The sequence below is a fragment of the Janthinobacterium sp. BJB446 genome (assembly GCF_002735655.1).
GTDB classification, from domain to species: domain Bacteria; phylum Pseudomonadota; class Gammaproteobacteria; order Burkholderiales; family Burkholderiaceae_D; genus Janthinobacterium; species Janthinobacterium lividum.
The window spans coordinates 3,428,696-3,444,649 of sequence record NZ_PDZK01000001.1 but is presented as its reverse complement, the minus strand read 5'-3'; the positions used below and the strand labels follow the sequence as shown (position 1 = coordinate 3,444,649).

General features: G+C 62.9%; 13 protein-coding genes and 2 tRNA genes. 6 read left to right on the top strand and 9 right to left on the bottom strand.

Annotated features, from left to right (window positions below; genetic code table 11):
* Position 1 precedes the first annotated feature (1 nt).
* Positions 2-1,072 carry a sulfate/molybdate ABC transporter ATP-binding protein gene (locus tag CSQ92_RS15220; protein WP_034747519.1) on the top strand — a complete coding sequence of 357 codons (1,071 nt, stop codon included), beginning with the start codon at positions 2-4 and terminating at the stop codon, positions 1,070-1,072.
* A 12-nt stretch (positions 1,073-1,084) separates the two neighbouring features.
* On the top strand, positions 1,085-2,017 hold the full coding sequence (locus CSQ92_RS15215; protein WP_070256667.1) for a CysB family HTH-type transcriptional regulator: 933 nt from the start codon (positions 1,085-1,087) through the stop codon (positions 2,015-2,017).
* On the opposite strand, the gene CSQ92_RS15210 is transcribed toward CSQ92_RS15215, so the two are convergent.
* Positions 2,014-2,367 carry an MmcQ/YjbR family DNA-binding protein gene (locus tag CSQ92_RS15210; protein ID WP_099394476.1) on the bottom strand — a complete coding sequence of 118 codons (354 nt, stop codon included), beginning with the start codon at positions 2,365-2,367 and terminating at the stop codon, positions 2,014-2,016. The genes CSQ92_RS15215 and CSQ92_RS15210 overlap by 4 nt on opposite strands.
* A complete protein-coding gene (locus CSQ92_RS29415; RefSeq protein ID WP_099394475.1) occupies positions 2,364-2,975 on the bottom strand; it encodes an immunity protein Imm33 domain-containing protein in 612 nt (203 codons plus the stop codon). Before CSQ92_RS29415 ends, CSQ92_RS15210 begins: the two co-directional genes overlap by 4 nt.
* A gap of 358 nt (positions 2,976-3,333) precedes the next feature.
* Here CSQ92_RS29415 and CSQ92_RS29410 point away from each other — a divergent pair, with 358 nt between their 5' ends.
* Positions 3,334-3,891 carry a PEP-CTERM sorting domain-containing protein gene (locus CSQ92_RS29410; RefSeq protein WP_092608397.1) on the top strand — a complete coding sequence of 186 codons (558 nt, stop codon included), beginning with the start codon at positions 3,334-3,336 and terminating at the stop codon, positions 3,889-3,891.
* An 82-nt stretch (positions 3,892-3,973) separates the two neighbouring features.
* On the opposite strand, the gene CSQ92_RS15195 is transcribed toward CSQ92_RS29410, so the two are convergent.
* From CSQ92_RS15195 to CSQ92_RS15185, 3 genes are all read right to left on the bottom strand, one after another.
* The gene (locus tag CSQ92_RS15195; RefSeq protein ID WP_099388851.1) at positions 3,974-6,394 is read right to left on the bottom strand and encodes a TonB-dependent receptor plug domain-containing protein; all 2,421 of its coding nucleotides are present in this window, start codon (positions 6,392-6,394) and stop codon (positions 3,974-3,976) included.
* 296 nt (positions 6,395-6,690) lie between these two features.
* Positions 6,691-7,737, bottom strand: a complete 1,047-nt coding sequence (locus CSQ92_RS15190) for an aldo/keto reductase (RefSeq protein ID WP_099394728.1) — start codon at positions 7,735-7,737, stop codon at positions 6,691-6,693.
* Positions 7,737-8,786: a quinone-dependent dihydroorotate dehydrogenase gene (locus CSQ92_RS15185; protein WP_034785196.1), complete on the bottom strand. Its 1,050-nt coding sequence runs from the start codon at positions 8,784-8,786 to the stop codon at positions 7,737-7,739. Before CSQ92_RS15185 ends, CSQ92_RS15190 begins: the two co-directional genes overlap by 1 nt.
* A 221-nt stretch (positions 8,787-9,007) precedes the next feature.
* Between CSQ92_RS15185 and CSQ92_RS15180 the strand changes: the two genes are divergently transcribed.
* Positions 9,008-12,301 carry a S41 family peptidase gene (locus tag CSQ92_RS15180; protein WP_257219221.1) on the top strand — a complete coding sequence of 1,098 codons (3,294 nt, stop codon included), beginning with the start codon at positions 9,008-9,010 and terminating at the stop codon, positions 12,299-12,301.
* Between the two features lie 102 nt (positions 12,302-12,403).
* Here the strand turns inward: CSQ92_RS15180 and CSQ92_RS15175 are convergent, their stop codons facing one another.
* Genes CSQ92_RS15175 through CSQ92_RS15165 form a run of 3 tightly spaced genes read right to left on the bottom strand, consistent with a single transcriptional unit; the run spans position 12,404 to position 14,524 of the window.
* On the bottom strand, positions 12,404-13,126 hold the full coding sequence (locus CSQ92_RS15175; protein ID WP_034785198.1) for an arginyltransferase: 723 nt from the start codon (positions 13,124-13,126) through the stop codon (positions 12,404-12,406).
* A 60-nt stretch (positions 13,127-13,186) separates the two neighbouring features.
* Positions 13,187-13,903, bottom strand: a complete 717-nt coding sequence (gene aat, locus CSQ92_RS15170; RefSeq protein ID WP_099394473.1) for a leucyl/phenylalanyl-tRNA--protein transferase — start codon at positions 13,901-13,903, stop codon at positions 13,187-13,189.
* Positions 13,904-13,933: 30 nt separating this feature from the next.
* On the bottom strand, positions 13,934-14,524 hold the full coding sequence (locus CSQ92_RS15165) for an NUDIX hydrolase (protein ID WP_034785201.1): 591 nt from the start codon (positions 14,522-14,524) through the stop codon (positions 13,934-13,936).
* A gap of 185 nt (positions 14,525-14,709) precedes the next feature.
* Between CSQ92_RS15165 and CSQ92_RS15160 the strand changes: the two genes are divergently transcribed.
* Positions 14,710-14,786 (top strand) — tRNA-Met (locus CSQ92_RS15160).
* Between the two features lie 141 nt (positions 14,787-14,927).
* Positions 14,928-15,004: transfer RNA gene (locus tag CSQ92_RS15155), tRNA-Met, on the top strand.
* A 59-nt stretch (positions 15,005-15,063) separates the two neighbouring features.
* Here the strand turns inward: CSQ92_RS15155 and CSQ92_RS15150 are convergent.
* Complete coding sequence (locus tag CSQ92_RS15150; protein WP_099394472.1) at positions 15,064-15,852, bottom strand: helix-turn-helix transcriptional regulator; 789 nt, start codon at positions 15,850-15,852, stop codon at positions 15,064-15,066.
* Between the last annotated feature and the right edge of the window lie 102 nt (positions 15,853-15,954).

The following is a 15,954-nucleotide window of genomic DNA, read 5'->3' as shown; positions in this document are numbered from 1 at the left end:
TATGACCATCGCAGTTAAAAACATCCACAAGCGTTTCGGCGATTTCGTCGCCCTCGACAATATCTCGCTGGACTTTCCCGCCGGCGAATTGACGGCCCTGCTGGGCCCGTCCGGTTGCGGCAAGACCACCTTGCTGCGCATTATTGCGGGCCTCGAACATCCGGACAGCGGCCAGGTGCTGTTGGACGCGGAAGACGCGTCGAACCGCCACGTGCGCGAGCGGCAAGTCGGTTTCGTCTTCCAGCATTACGCACTGTTCAAGCACATGACGGTGTTCGAGAACGTGGCCTTCGGCTTGCGCGTGAAGTCGCGCAGCGAGCGCCCGTCGGAAGATCAGATCCGCCGCAAGGTGAAGGATTTGCTGGAACTGGTGCAGCTGGACTGGCTGGCCGACCGCTATCCGCCGCAGCTGTCGGGTGGGCAACGCCAGCGCATCGCCCTGGCACGCGCGCTGGCTGTCGAGCCCCGCGTGCTGCTGCTCGACGAGCCGTTCGGCGCCCTGGATGCCAAGGTGCGCAAGGAATTGCGCCGCTGGCTGCGCCGCCTGCATGACGACTTGCACGTCACCAGCATTTTTGTCACGCATGACCAGGAAGAAGCGCTGGAAGTGGCGGACCAGGTGGTGCTGATGAACAAGGGCACGGTCGAGCAGCTCGGTTCCCCGGAGCAAGTCTACAACCACCCGGCTTCGCCCTTCGTGTATGGCTTCCTCGGCAACGTCAACCTGTTCCACGGCCGCGTGCATGACGGCGTGATGGCCACCGGCGACGCCAGCTTCGAGGTGCCCGATTACGCGGGCGTGAGCGACAGCAAGGGCACGGCCTATGTGCGTCCGCACGACCTGGAAATCGACCGTTACACGCAGGGCGCGGAAGGCATCGTCGTGAAACTGAGCCGCGCCCATGCGATCGGCCCGCTGGCCCAGTTGGATTTGCAGCGCGTCGATAATAGCGAGCTGATCGAAGCTGTGATGTCGAACGAGCGTTTTACCCATCTGCAGCTGAAGGAAGGCGAGACATTGGTTGTCCGCCCGAAACGCCTCCATGTATTTGTTGAACCCACCCGAACTTGATACAGGATAGCCATGAACTTTCAACAATTGCGATCGATCCGCGAAGCGGCCCGCCGCGGCTATAACCTGACGGAAGTGGCCAACGCCCTGTTCACGTCGCAGCCGGGCGTGAGCCGGCAAATCCGCGAACTCGAGGATGAGCTGGGCGTGGTGATTTTCGAGCGCAACGGCAAGCGCTTGACGGGCTTGACGGAGCCGGGCAAGGGTATCCTGAAGATCGTCGACCGCCTCTTGATCGAGGCGGAAAACCTGCAGCAGGCCAGCCTCGAATACAGCGGCCAGACCAGCGGTACGTTATCGGTGGCGGCCACGCACACGCAGGCGCGCTATGCGCTGCCGAAAGTGGTGCAAAGCTTCCGTGCCGCTTTCCCCGACGTGCGTATCGCGCTGCAGCAAAGCGCGCCCGAACACATCGCGGAATGGGTGCTGTCCGGCAAGACCGATATCGGCATCGCCACGGAAGGCTTGAGCCAGTTCCCCGACCTCGTGTCGTTCCCGTGCTACCGCTGGAGCCACTTGATCGTCGTGCCGGACGGCCACCCGCTGCTCGAGCACTCGCCCATCCGCCTGGAAGACTTGGCGAAATATCCGCTGATTACCTACGACAAGGGTTTCACGGGACGCGGCCATATCGACGACGCCTTCGCCAAGGCGGGCGTGGCGACCGATATCATCCTGACGGCCATGGATTCCGACGTCATCAAGCAATACGTGGCGCTGGGCCTGGGCGTGGGCATCGTCGCTTCGATGGCCTTCGACCATGGCCGCGACAAGGGCTTGCGGGCCGTGGAAGCGTCGCATCTGTTCGCCACCAACACGACGCGCCTGGCCGTGCGCCGCGGCGCCTACCTGCGCGCGTACGCCTATGAGTTCATCCTGCAACTGGCCCCGGACCTGACGCGCGAAGACATCGACCGTGCCATGGCGGGCGAGGACGCCCTCTAGGCGATGGCTGCCCTTTGCGCGCGCGTCAGGCTGGCCACGACGCGCGCGTAGCTATCCTGTACCAGCTCCGCCAGGTAGTCAGCCGGGAAGCGCGCCACATCCACGATCGTCACCCAGTGAAAGCGGCCCATGTAACGGGCCGGTTTCACGCCCGGCATGTCCGTCAGTTCGATAAAGCGACCGGCGCTGACCCGCAGGCTGAAGCGCCACTGCTCCGGCATGCTGGTCTTGAAATACGCAAATTTTTTCCCCGCCACTGCATACACGAGGATATTCGACGGCGCACCGTACAGCACGGCTTGCGCGCCGGGCAGGGCCGCGCAAAATTCCTTCAATTCATCTATTGTCATTCGTCAACCGCCATGAATTGTTGCGTGTTGTGGTCGAAGGCATAGGCCGCGCCGGCCGGAGCATCCAGCAGGGCAATAAAACGGTCGTCCACGCTGAGCACGGCGCCCAGCGACACGAGGGCCACATTGGCGCTGTCGTTCATGTAGTCGTCGCTTTCGTCGTTGGCCGTGAAGCGCCAGCCGCTGTCGTCGTCGTTGTCAGGCTCCTCGCGGTACAGATAACCGACGGGTGCGCCGTCTTCCAGCACTTTTTTCGTCACGAAGCACAGGCCCGCGTAGCGGTTGACGAGGTTATCGTCATCGTCGTGCTGGGTATTGATGATGTGGCGCGCATCGAAGGCGACGGGGTCTTTGGCCTGTAAATCCTGGATGTAGCCGGGCATGTTGTCGAGCTTGCCGGTGAAGTGGCCATGCGGTTCGACCGTATCCACCAGCACCCACATGCGCTCGGCGCCCGGCGCTTGCGGATCGTCGCTGTGGAAGGCGAAGATCAGCTTGACCACCTCGCCGGGGCGCACCTGGTCGATGGCCTCGGGTGGCGATTTATAGAAAGTGTAGGGATGGCGCGCCGCCAGTTCGGCGGCGTCGGCCAGGTGCCAGCTGGGCATGGTTGCTTATCCGTGATCAAAAAGAGTAAGACCCATGTTAGCCGATTGCGTGTCAGGATGACCACGCATACCTTCCGGCTTGCCATTGGAACAGGGCGATCCTGCCGCTTTACATGTGCTGAGATACAACAATCCTGTTCCCCGGGACGGCGAGCGCTCATGGCAACGATGGCGGCAAGCCCCGTGATAGCAGGCCTCGCCAATAAATTGATAAGACCAATTGAAATTTTCAATGGCCAAAGATGTTTCTTTTATTGCATTTACATTTCCTGGATGATATCTTTTGTCCAATCGCAAAAAAATATAACAAAAATATAATCAACATTGTGGTTTTTGAAATTCATCGATAGGGGAAACTATGAACATGACTAAACATGCCGTGCTGGGTCTCTGCCTTGCTGTCTCGGCTTGCCTGGCGCCATTGGCCCAGGCTGCTAGCTGGGTGGAAATCACCGACCCTGCCATGAGCGGCTTCCTGGTGGGCGGCAATACCGTCACCTATGGCAGCGTGGCAGCGGACGCGGTCTGGGTCTATGACGGCGCCAACCCGGCCGGCGCGCAAAGCGCGGCCGCCATCAAGAGCTTGGTCAGCAGCAAGTTTGGCCTGCCCTCCAGCGGCGCAGGCTCGTTGGTCTTTGCCGCCCAGGGCGACCTGGCCAGCAGCAAGTCCGGTTCGTTTACCGTCAACTCCAGCTTTGATTACCTGGCCGTGCATTATGGCCGTGGCGAACTGTTGTTCCACTGGGATACGCCGCTTGCCGCGAATACGGTCTTCAGCATTGCCAACCTGCCGCGTGGCCTGAGCAATTTCCGCGCGTACAACTCCGTCTCTGCCGTGCCTGAGCCAGCGACCTACGGCATGCTGATGCTGGGCCTGGGCCTGGTCGGTTTTGTCGCGCGCCGCCGCCGCGCCTGAGCCTGATGCGCCTGCGGGCGCAAGACATGAAAAAGCCCGGAAACGCGATGCGTTCCGGGCTTTTTGCATGGCAGAGCGCTATTTACCAGCTATAGCCAGCCTTGGCGTAGTAGTAGCGGCCGTTGAAACCGTTCGGCGCGAAGATGCTGTACGGCTGGGTGCCGTTGACGTTCAGGTTGCCCGCGCTCGTCACTTGCGCCGGGTAGCGGTTGGTGACGTTGTCGATGCCGGCCACCAGGCGCCAGTTCTTGCCCAGTTTCACGGAACCGGACACGTCCAGCACCCATTGCGGGTCATACGTCTGGTCCAGCTTGACATCGTTCTGCGGCACGGTGAAGCTGCCGTAGCGCGTCACGACGCCGTGCGCATTCCAGATGCCGAAGCCGTAGTCGGCGGCCAGGCTGAACTTGTCCTTCGGCGAGGCCACCGTGATGCGGTCGATGCTCTGGCGGTCGATCAGTTTCAGGTTGTTGGCCGTCAGGATGGCTGGATTGTCGGCGATTTTCTGTACCGTGCTCTTGTTATGGTTGTAGGCCACGGTGAGATCGAGGCGGTCCTTGTCCTGCAGGTCGATGCGGTAGGTGCTGACGATGTCCACGCCTTCCGTGCGCGTGTCGACGGCGTTGGTGAAGTAGCGCGCCGCGCCCACGCTCGAGCCTTGCGTCGCCAGCTGGGCCTTGAGCTTGTCGTTCAGCGCCAGGTTGGCCGAGAACAGGATGCGGTTGTCGATGTCGATGCGGTAGGCGTCTACCGTCGTGGTGAAGTTGCGGTTAGGCTGGAATTGCAGGCCCAGGCTGTAGTTGCGGGCTTTTTCCGGTTTCAGATCCTGTGCGCCCAAGGCGCGCGCCTGCGGCGTGTTGACGGCAAAGGTACCCGTCTCGATGGCCGTATTGTTGCCGTTGATGACCTGGAAGTTGGTGGTGGTGATGGTGTAGTACTGCTGCGCCAGCGATGGCGCGCGGAAGCCGCTCGATACGGTGCCGCGCAGGGACAGCGCGTCCGTGAAGGAGTAGCGGGCCGAGCCCTTGGCCGAGGTGGTGCTGCCGAAATCGCTGTAGCGCTCATGGCGCAGGGCCACGCCGCCCGACAGTTTCTTCGTCGCTTCCGCTTCCAGGTTCACATAGATCGACTCGTTGTGGCGCGAGTGGCTGCCTGCGTTGACAGGGCGGAAGCCGGCAAAGCCTTGCGAGCCGCCGCCTGTGTACGACGCTGCGTCGCCGGCGCCGATGCTGTATTTCTCATGCCGCGCTTCCGCGCCGACGGCTACAGTCAGCGGACCCGTAAAGTAAGAGACGGGAAACTCGCGCGCCGCGTCCAGGTTGAATACGGTCTGTTCATTCTTCAGCGAGCCGGCATAGAAATGCGTGGGGCTGTTCGCGCCCAGCGACTGGTTGACCGTGTTGTCCAGGTCCAGTTCGAACTTGTTGCTGCCGTAATTGATGCTGGCATCCCAGCGCCAGCCGGCCGCTTCACCGCGCAAGCCCGTGACGATGGACTGGTCCGTCAAGGTGCTGTTTTGCAGCGGCAGGAAGCCTTCCGGATAGATCGGCGTGCGCTGCGAGTAGACCTTGGTGACGGGGTCCTGGATCAGGGCCGTGCGCCAGGTGGCGGCGGCCGACGTGTCGCGCTTGCCATAATTGCCGAAGGCATACCAGTCGATACTGTCGCTGATGCGGTATTCGCTGTTGAGGAAAATCGTTGCCGGCTTGCTTTCCGGATCGCCATAGCGCTGGTTGACCTTGCCATAGCGCGGTTCCAGCGGATTGCGGAAGTCGGCGCCGGCGCGGTTGGTCGGGTCGCGTTCAGCCACTTCCGCCGAGACGCGCACCCAGCCGTCGTCACCCAGGGCGAAGCCGGCCGAACCCTTGATGGATTTTTGCTTGCCGTCGCGTTCCTGCGTCTGGCCATAGCCCACTTCGATATCGCCGCCGGCCGCGCCTTTTTTCAGGATGATGTTGATCACGCCGGCGATTGCATCGGAACCGTACTGGGCCGCCGCGCCATCGCGCAGCACTTCCACGTGGTCGATGGCTGCCAGCGGGATGGCGTTCAGGTCGACGGGCGCCGAGCCGCGGCCCAGGGAACCGTTGACGTTGACGACGGCCGAGGTGTAGCGGCGCTTGCCGTTCACCAGTACCAGGGTCTGGTCGGGCGACAGGCCGCGCAGCTGGGCCGGACGCACGGCGTCGCTGGCGTCGGCGCCCGTGGCGCGGGCAAAGTTCAGCGATGGCAGCAGGCGCGCCAGCACGGTGGCCAGTTCGCCCGAACCCGTGCTTTGCAGGTCGCGCGAGGTGAGGATGTCGATAGGCGATTCGGAATCGATGGTGCGGCGGTTCTTGGCGAAGGTGCCGGTGACCACCACCGATTGCAGTTCACCTTCGGCCGGCAGCTCTTGCTGCGCTTGCGCCTGCATTGGCAGGCTGAAGCAGGCGATCAGGCTGGCGGCGATAACGGTTTTCACGGGCAGGGCGGGAAGCTGGGAGCGGGCGGTGCTTGAACTCATCGACAATATCTCTTCGGTTGGTGGATGCGCGAACCATGGCGGTCCGGTGATGACATCAGAGTAACAGTGGGCCTGTGGCGTGCTTACGAATCGTTCTGTCTATCGATATGCAATAAATGTCTGATACACGTCCAAATGGCGCGGGTAGCGCATATGGCCTCGTTTCCAGCATACGACCGGGCACGGCAAGGCCGCAATGCTGCACAGCAGTAAATTGCCAGCTGTTGTATAAATACGACTATCTGCGATGAGCGTGGGGAGTCTGGCGGCGGCATGCGCCGCCAGACGGAGCGCGTCTACTGTCCCGGATTGGGCAGGCTGGCGTGGATGGCGTCGACGGCCGCCACCAATTCCGGCGACAGGGTGACTTGATGGGCGTCGATATTTTGCTGCAACTGCGCCACGCTGGTGGCGCCGATGATGGTCGAGGCCACGAACCAGCGCGAGTAGCACCAGGCCAGCGCCAGCTGCGCCGGCGTCAAGCCGTGCGCGCGGGCCAGCGCCGCATACTGGCTGGCTGCCGCGATGGTAGCGGGGCGCACGTAGCGGGGACTCCAGCCGGCCGGGAAGCGCGTCAAACGGCCCTTGGCCTGCGGATCGTCGATGTATTTCGCCGTCAGCTGGCCGAACGCCAGCGGACTGTAGGCCAGCAAGCTGACATTTTCCCGGTGGCAGGTTTCATCGAGCAGGCTCGTCTCGAAATGGCGCGCCGTCAGGTTGTACAGGTTCTGGATGGAGGCGATGCGCGGCAAGCCTTTCAGCTCGGCCTGCTTGATGTATTCGCACACGCCCCACGACGATTCGTTCGACACGCCGATATGGCCGATCTTGCCCTCGTCGACCAGCTTGCCCAGCACGGCCAGCGTGTCTTCGATGGCGACCGAGGCGTGTTCCTTGCGCGGGTTGTACACGCTGGCGCCGAAGATGGGCAGGTTGCGGCTGGGCCAGTGCAATTGATACAGGTCAATGTGCTCCGTCTGCAGCCGGCGCAGGCTGTCCTCGACGGCGGCGCGGATGTTGACCGCGTCGTGGTCCGTCTTGCCCTTGCGTATCCAGTGCATGCGCGAATTCGGCCCGGCCACTTTGCTGGCCAGCACGATCTGGCTGCGCTTGCCGCTTTTCTTCAGCCAACTGCCGATGTAGCGCTCCGTGCTGCCCTGCGTCTGCGCGCTGGCCATCACCGGATACATCTCGGCCGTGTCGACGAAGTTGATGCCCCGCTCGAGCGCGTAATCGAGCTGACTGTGCGCTTCCGCTTCGCTGTTCTGCTCGCCGAAGGTCATCGTGCCCAGGCAGATCCGGCTCACCTCCAGGCTGCTGGAACCCAGCTTGACCTTGGCTATCATTTCGCCTGTTTGCCGCGCAGCGCGCGCGCGCAATCCTTGATCAGCGCGGGACCGGCGTAAATCAGGCCGCTGTACAGCTGCACCAGCTGCGCGCCCGCCTCGAACTTGGCCACGGCGTCGCTGCCCTGCATGATGCCGCCCACGCCGATGATGGGCAGCGCGTCGCCCAGTTCGGCCTTCAGCAGGCGGATGACATTGTTCGACAGCTCGAACACGGGCGCGCCCGACAGGCCGCCCGCTTCGGCGCCGTGCGGCATGCCTTCCACGGCGCTGCGCGACAGGGTCGTGTTGGTGGCGATGACGCCATCGATACGGTGGCGCGTGAGCGACTCGGCGATGCTTTTCACCTGTTCGCCATCCATGTCCGGCGCGATTTTCAGGGCCAGCGGCACGTAGCGTTTGTGCTTGTCCGCCAGGCGCGCCTGGGCATCTTTGAGCTGCGACAACAGGGCGTCGAGTTCCGACGCGCCCTGCAGCTGGCGCAGGTTCTTGGTGTTCGGCGACGAGATGTTCACCGTCACATAGCTGGCATACGGGTAGACTTTTTCCAGGCACAGCAGATAGTCGTCGGCCGCCCGCTCGATGGGCGTGTCGGCATTCTTGCCGATGTTCAGGCCCAGCACGCCGGCGCGGTCCTGGTAGAACTTCGACGCCTGTACGTTGGCGACAAAGGCGTCCACGCCGCCATTGTTAAAGCCCATGCGGTTGATGATGCCCTGCGCCTGCGGCAGGCGGAACATGCGCGGTTTCGGATTGCCCGCCTGCGCGCGCGGCGTGACGGTACCCACTTCGATGGAGCCAAAGCCCAGGTCGGCCAGCGCGTCGATGTAGGCGCCATCCTTGTCCAGGCCGGCGGCCAGGCCCACGGGATTGGGGAAGGTGATGCCCATCACCGTGCGCGGGTCGGCTGCCGGCTTGCCGGCCAGCTTCGTCAGGCCCAGCGCGCTGGCGCGTTTCAGGGCGGGCAGGGTGAGATGGTGGGCCGCTTCGGCATCCATCGAAAACAGCAGCGGGCGGGCGAGGGAGTACAGGAATTTTTCAGACATGGGGCGCTTTGAGTAGGTGTGCGGGCTGCCGGGAAGGGCTGGCGGCGCGCGAAATAAGTGCCGTATTTTACCGTGTTCCACGCGGCTGCCGGGTGTATAGTTCTTGTTGGCCAAATGCAATATTGATCCATTGATAATCCGCATCCGGCCTTGGACTTTCCTGTTTCTTCTCTGTTCTGTTTACTTCATAAGCGAGACATCGATTGAAAAAGACACGCATCTTGACGGCCATCGCAGCCGCCAGCGCACTGCTGCTGAGCCACCCGGCCCTGGCCCTGCCCAATACGCAAGACACCCGCATGCTGAGCGAACCAGCCGTCTCCAGCCGCCACATCGCCTTCATCTATGCGGGCGACCTGTGGCTGTCGAACCTCGATGGCGGCGGCGCGCGGCGCCTCACTTCCGATCTGGGCGACAAGTCCAATCCCGTGTTCTCGCCCGACGGCAGCCTGATCGCGTATAGCGCGAATATCGACGGCAATGTCGACGTGTATGTGGTCGCGGCGGCCGGCGGCGTGCCGCGCCGCCTGACCTTCCACCCGGGCGCGGACCTGGCGCAGTCGTTCACGCCCGATGGCCAGGCAGTGATGTTCACCTCGCCCCGCGCCGCCTTCAACAACCGCTTCCAGAAGCTGTTTACGGTACCCGTGGCGGGCGGCGTGGAAACCCAGCTGGAAATCCCCAACGCCTCGCGCGCCGCCTATTCGCCCGATGGCAAGCGCATCGCCTACAACCCGCTGGCGCCGGCCTTCAAGCAGTGGAAGCGCTACCGGGGCGGCACCAATTCCTGGCTGTGGCTATTCTCGTCGGCCGACAAATCCATCGAGAAAATCCCCCAGCCGACGACGCGCTCGAACGACGTCGACCCCATGTGGCTGGGCGACACCGTGTACTTCCGCTCCGACCGCAACGGCGAATTCAACCTGTTTGCGTATGACGTCAAGACGAAAGCCGTGCGCCAGCTGACGCGGCATGCGGATTTCCCCGTGCTGAACGCGTCGGCCGCGAACGGCACCATCGTCTACGAGCAGGCCGGCTATTTGCACTCGTTCGACATCGCCAGCGGCCAGGCGCACAAGCTGAGCATCGGCGTGGCCAGCGACCTGGGGCAGACGCGCCCGCGCTGGGTCAAGAACGCGAAATATATCCGCGACGCGTCGATTTCGCCGTCGGGCGCGCGCATCGCCTTCGAGTACCGGGGCGAGATCGTCACCATCCCCGCCGACAAGGGCGATGTGCGCAACCTGACGCAGACGGCCGGCGCCCACGAGCGCACGCCGATCTGGTCGCCCGATGGCCGCTCGGTCGCGTATTTCTCGGACGAGTCGGGCGAGTATGAACTGCATGTGCGGGCGCAGGATGGCAAGGGTGCCGTACGCAAGTTCAAGCTGAATGGCAGCGGCTTCTATGACAACGCCGTCTGGTCGCCCGACAGCAGGAAGATCGCGTTTGCCGACAATGGCTGGAGCATGTATGTGATCGACGTCGGCACGGGCAAGGTGCAGAAGGTCGCCACGGAGCCGATGTATGGCGTCGACAAGAGCATGCGCGCCTCGTGGGCGCCCGATTCGCGCTGGCTGGCCTACACGCTCAATTCGCCCACCTACACGCGCAGCGCCTACATCTATTCCGTCGAGCAGAACAAGTCGATGCCCGTGACCGATGGCTTGTCCGACGTGGCCCAGCCCGTGTTCGACAAGAGCGGCAAATACCTGTATTTCTTCGCTTCGACGAACGCTGGTCCCAGCAACAACTGGTTCTCGCAGCAGAATGAAGACAACCTGGTGACGCGCACCGTGTGGATGGCCGTGCTGCGGCGTGACTTGCCATCGCCCCTGATCAAGGAGAGCGACGAGGAAAAGGCCGCCAGCGCGGAGAGTAAAAAAGACCCGGCGAAGGCGGAGCCGGAAGCGAAAAACGAACCGAAGGTCGATCCGAAGACGGGCCGCGACGACCCGAAAGTGACCGTAGCGCCAGTGGCGCCGATCAGCATCGATTTCGACGGCATCGCCACGCGCATCGTCGACTTGCCGCTGCCGGCCGCGCAGTTCTCCAGTCTGACGGCGGGTGCCGCAGGGCAGATCTTTTTGCTGCGCGAAAGCGACGGCAAGAAGGCCGTGCAGCGTTTTGACCTGAAGGAGCGCAAGGCGGAAACCGTGGTGGCGGAAGCCGATGAATTCGAAGTGTCGGCCGATGGCAAGAAGCTGCTGTACCGCCAGAAGGACAATTGGGCCATGGGTAGCGCCACGGGCAAGCTGCTGGCGCCGGGCGAAGGCAAGATCAAGGTCGACGCCATCGAAGTGAAGGCCGATCCGCGCGCCGAGTGGACGCAGATTTTCAACGAGGTGTGGCGCATCAACCGCGATTACTTCTATGACCCGGGCATGCATGGCGTGGACTGGAAGGCCATGCGCGACAAGTACGCCGTCTTCCTGCCCGAGCTGTCCAGCCGCGCGGACCTGAACCGGTTGATCCAGTGGATGTGCAGCGAGCTGGCCGTAGGCCACCACCGCGGTGGCGGCGGCGATGATTTTATCGAGGCGAAGAAGGTGCCGGGGGGCTTGCTGGGCGCCGACTATGAAGTGCGCGATGGCCATTACCGCTTCAAGAAAGTGTATGGCGGCTTGAACTGGAATCCGGCCCTGCGCGCGCCGCTGACGGAGCCGGGCCTGAACGTCAAGGCGGGCGAGTACCTGCTGGCCGTCGACAGCCGCCCGCTGGCGCCACCCACCAACTTGTACAGCGCCTTCGAGAACACGGCCGGCAAGGCGATCGACCTGACCGTGGGACCATCGGCCGACGGCAAGGGCGCGCGCACGATCACCGTGGTGCCCGTGCCCACCGAGGATGCCTTGCGCAACCGCGACTGGATCGAAGGCAATATGCGCAAGGTGAATGCGGCGACCGGCGGCAAGGTGGCGTATGTGTATGTGCCGAATACGGCGGGCCTGGGCCATACCTACTTCAAGCGCTATTTCTTCCCGCAGGCGGACAAGCAGGCCATCATCGTCGACGAGCGTTTCAATGGCGGCGGCAGCGTGGCCGATTACTACATCGAGATCCTGCAGAAGAAGGAAATCGCCTGGTGGACCATGCGCTACGGCGCCGACATGAAGACGCCGTCCGCTTCGATCCAGGGGCCGCGCGCCATGCTGATCGACGAGACGGCCGGTTCTGGCGGCGACCTGCTGCCGTGGATGTTCCGCAAAAATAACATGGGCCCGCTGATCGGCAAGGCGACGTGGGGCGGCCTGGTGGGCGTGCTGGGCTTCCCCGTGCTGATGGATGGCGGCTTCATCACGGCGCCGAACCTGGCGTTCTGGACGCGCGAGAATGGCTGGGGCGTGGAAAACGAAGGCGTGCCGCCCGATATCGAAGTCGAGCAAACGCCGGCCGACGTCATCGCCGGACGCGATCCGCAGCTGGAAAAGGCGATCGAGGTGATCCAGGCCGAACTGGCGAAGAACCCGCCCGCGCAGCCCAAGCGTCCGGCGTTTCCGGACAAGAGCAAGTAGGTCGATTAGGCGCGAAGCGCCGTAATCCGACACCATTGTTGGCATCGCAGTGTCGGATTACGCGCTTGCGCGCTAATCCGACCTGCCAAATAATCCCAGGTTCTACAGGATCACCCACTGCCCCTTGATCCGTGCTTCCAGCGGCTTGAAGTTGATTTTATAGGCCATCTTCGGGCTTTGCGCGATCCAGTAGCCCAGGTAGATGTAGGGCAGGCCCAGTTCGCGCGCCTGGGCGATTTGCCACAGCACGTTGTAGGTGCCGTACGAGGCGCCCGGCACGTCCGGATCGAAAAAGGTGTAGACGGACGACAGGCCATCGGCCAGCACGTCGATGATGCTGACCATGCGCAGGATGCCTTCGGCATCGCGGAACTCCACCAGGCGCGTGTTGACCCGGCTTTGCAGCAGGAATTGCGCATACTGGTCGCGGCTGTCCTGGTCCATGCCGCCGCCCGCGTGGCGCGTGCTCTGGTAGCGCAGGTACAGTTCGTAGTGCTCGTCGAGGAAGGACAGGGTGGCCACGCCCGCCTGCAGGTCGGCATGCCGGCTCCAGGCGCGACGCTGGTTGCGGTTCGGGGTGAACTCGCCCGTCACGACGCGCACGGGAATGCAGGCCTGGCAGCCATCGCAATACGGGCGGTAGGTGAAAATGCCGCTGCGGCGAAAGCCGTTGCGCACCAGTTCCGAATACACGTCGCTGTTGATCAGGTGCGAAGGCGTGGCCACCTGCGAGCGGGCCTGGCGGTCGTCCAGGTAGCTGCACGGGTAGGGCGCCGTCGTGTAGAACTGCAGGGTGGCAAACGGTAGTTCGTTCAGGTGCGTCATGCTGATCCTGTCTGGTCTGTCCGCGGCAATGGAAGTCTGCGTGGAGATATCATAGCTTTTTTATGCCGGTGGTGCAGCTTGCCAATCCGTGATTTGCGCTGCTTCAATGGCGACGCGCACATGGGCGAGGAAGCGCGCGCGCGAAATGGGCGCCGCGCCCAGCGAGGCCAGGTGCTTCGTTTCTTGCTGGCAGTCAATCATGGCCACGCCGCGCGCATGCAGAAAGCGCACGAGCTGCGCCAGCGCGATCTTCGAGCCATCCGTCACGCGCGCGAACATCGATTCGCCATAGAACATGCGCCCGATCGACACGCCATACGCGCCGCCCACCAGTTCTCCATCAAGCCACAGTTCCGACGAGTGCGCGTAGCCCAGCTCGTGCAAGCCCGTGTAGCCGGCGATGATTTCGTCGGAAATCCACGTGCCCGGGCCATCCTTGCGCGGCGCCGCGCAGGCGCGCATGACGGCGTCGAAATCGCCGTCGAAGCGCAGCTGCCAGCGACCGTCCGTGGCGGCGCTGCGTTCGACCTTGCGGATCGCCTTGGCCAGGCTGTCGGAGACCTTGAAGTCCTCCGTCATCAGCACCATGCGCGGATCGGTACTCCACCACAAAATAGGCTGGCCTTCGGAAAACCAGGGGAAGATGCCGCGCCGGTAGGCGTCGAGCAGGCGCGCGGGCGACAGGTCGGCGCCGGCCGCCAGCAGGCCGGGCGCCTCGTCGGTGAGGGCGCGCGAAACGTCGGGAAACGGGGTGTGGGTATCGAGCCAGGGAATCATGCGGCGTCAAAGGTGGCAGTTGGTGGAGGCTTATTCGGGGGCTTGCTCTGCATCCGTGCGCGCCATCGGGCGCGTGATGTCGCCCGTATGGAAACCATAGCTGCCGCCTTCGCGGATTTTCACGCGGTCGGCAAAGAACAGTTCCAGGGTGGCGCGGATGGTGGGGAAGGCCAGGTCATCCCAGGGGATCTGCGCTTCCGTAAACATCTGCACGTCCAGGCTTTCGATGCCCGGCGCGAAATCGAGGTCGCGCAGGCGCGCCAGGTAAAACAGGTGCACCTGGTGCACGCGCTGCACGTTCAGCAGTGAAAACAGGGGGCCCAGTTCGATATTCGCGCCCGCTTCCTCCACCGTTTCGCGTTCGGCCGCGTCGGATGTCGTTTCATCGTTTTCCATGAAGCCGGCAGGCAGGGTCCAGTAGCCCAGGCGCGGCTCGATGGCGCGCTTGCACAGCAAGACCTGCAGCTGGCCATCCTCTTCCCACACGGGGATGGAGCCGACCACCATTTTCGGGTTCTGGTAATGGATGGCGTCGCAGTTGGCGCAGACATAGCGCGGACGGTTGTCGCCTTCCGGAATGGAGAGGCTGACAGGATGGGCGCATTCGGAGCAGAATTTCATGGGCGGGCTTGGGAAAATGGAAGTCTAGTGTAACGCTTACTGTACACCGATTGCGCGCGGCGTGGCGTGTCGGGAGGACACAATGCCAATCGGCAATTGGCCGGGGTTTTTAATTAAATAGCTCTATTGCAGCCTAAGTTGAGATAGCTATTGCCTAAGCCACCCGTTTGCCCTTATAATTCTTGTGCGGGGTGGAGCAGTCTGGCAGCTCGTCGGGCTCATAACCCGAAGGTCACAGGTTCAAATCCTGTCCCCGCAACCAATACCGGAAAGCCGCTGATTCTTGCAAAAGATCAGCGGCTTTTTCCATTGCTGGCCAACGACAATATCCGGCAGACGGGGCAGGAATGACATTGTCAATTCACGCCTTTACGCCGCGCAACAATCTGGTATATAATTCGTCTGCGGGGTGGAGCAGTCTGGCAGCTCGTCGGGCTCATAACCCGAAGGTCACAGGTTCAAATCCTGTCCCCGCAACCAATTCGAAGCCGCTGATTTCTCGCAAGAGAATCAGCGGTTTTTTCGTTGTGCGCCGCAGTTCACTCCTGCGGCTGGCGTGCATACACCACCAGCCGCAGATGGCGGTCCGCATCGATGGTGAGCGAGGTGTGTTCATATGCGACCTCCCCGCCGTCGATTGTCAGGCGGCGCACGCCGGCACATGGCGCATGCACGTCGTGGCGGCGCCACCATAACTTGAATTCGGGCGAGACTTTTTCCAGTTCCTCCACCAGCGCGTGGATATCCGCTTCCTGCGTGGCGCGCGCATAGTCGCGGCGAAAGCTCGACAGCATCAGCGGCGCCTGCTCTTCCCACGCCGCGAAGCGGGATCGCAGCAGCGGGTCGGTAAACAAGAGCCACAGCAGATTGCGGCGCGAGGCGGCATGCGCACCGAAGCCAAACAGGGTGTCGGCGCCCCCGTTGAACGCCAGCACGTCCCAGCGCAAATTGAGCACATACGCCGGATGCGCCAGCTCGTGCATCAGGCGCCGCACCAGCGGCGGCACCACGCAAAACGTCTTGCCCTCTTCGGCCGGCGGACGCGCATGCGCCAGCAGGAACAGGTGGCGGCGCTCGCCCGCGTCCAGTTTCAGCACTTCGGCCAGCTTGTCGAGAAAGGCGCTCGAGACGCCGATGTCGCGCCCCTGCTCCAGCCAGGTGTACCAGGTCAGCCCCACGCCGGCCAGCGCCGCCACTTCTTCGCGGCGCAAGCCCGGCGTACGCCGCCTTCCACCGCCGGGCAAGCCCACGTCTTCCGGCGACAGGCGTGCGCGCCGCGCCTGCAGGTAGGCGGCCAGTTCGTGGCGGGTGCGGGCCAAGGTGCGCATGGTGTTGCCTTTCCGGTAAGCCTGTTGCTATCAGTAATAGCATAAACAGTTAAATTGTAATTGTTTATATTGTATTCCAGAATGCCTGCTTTCTTTCCGAAA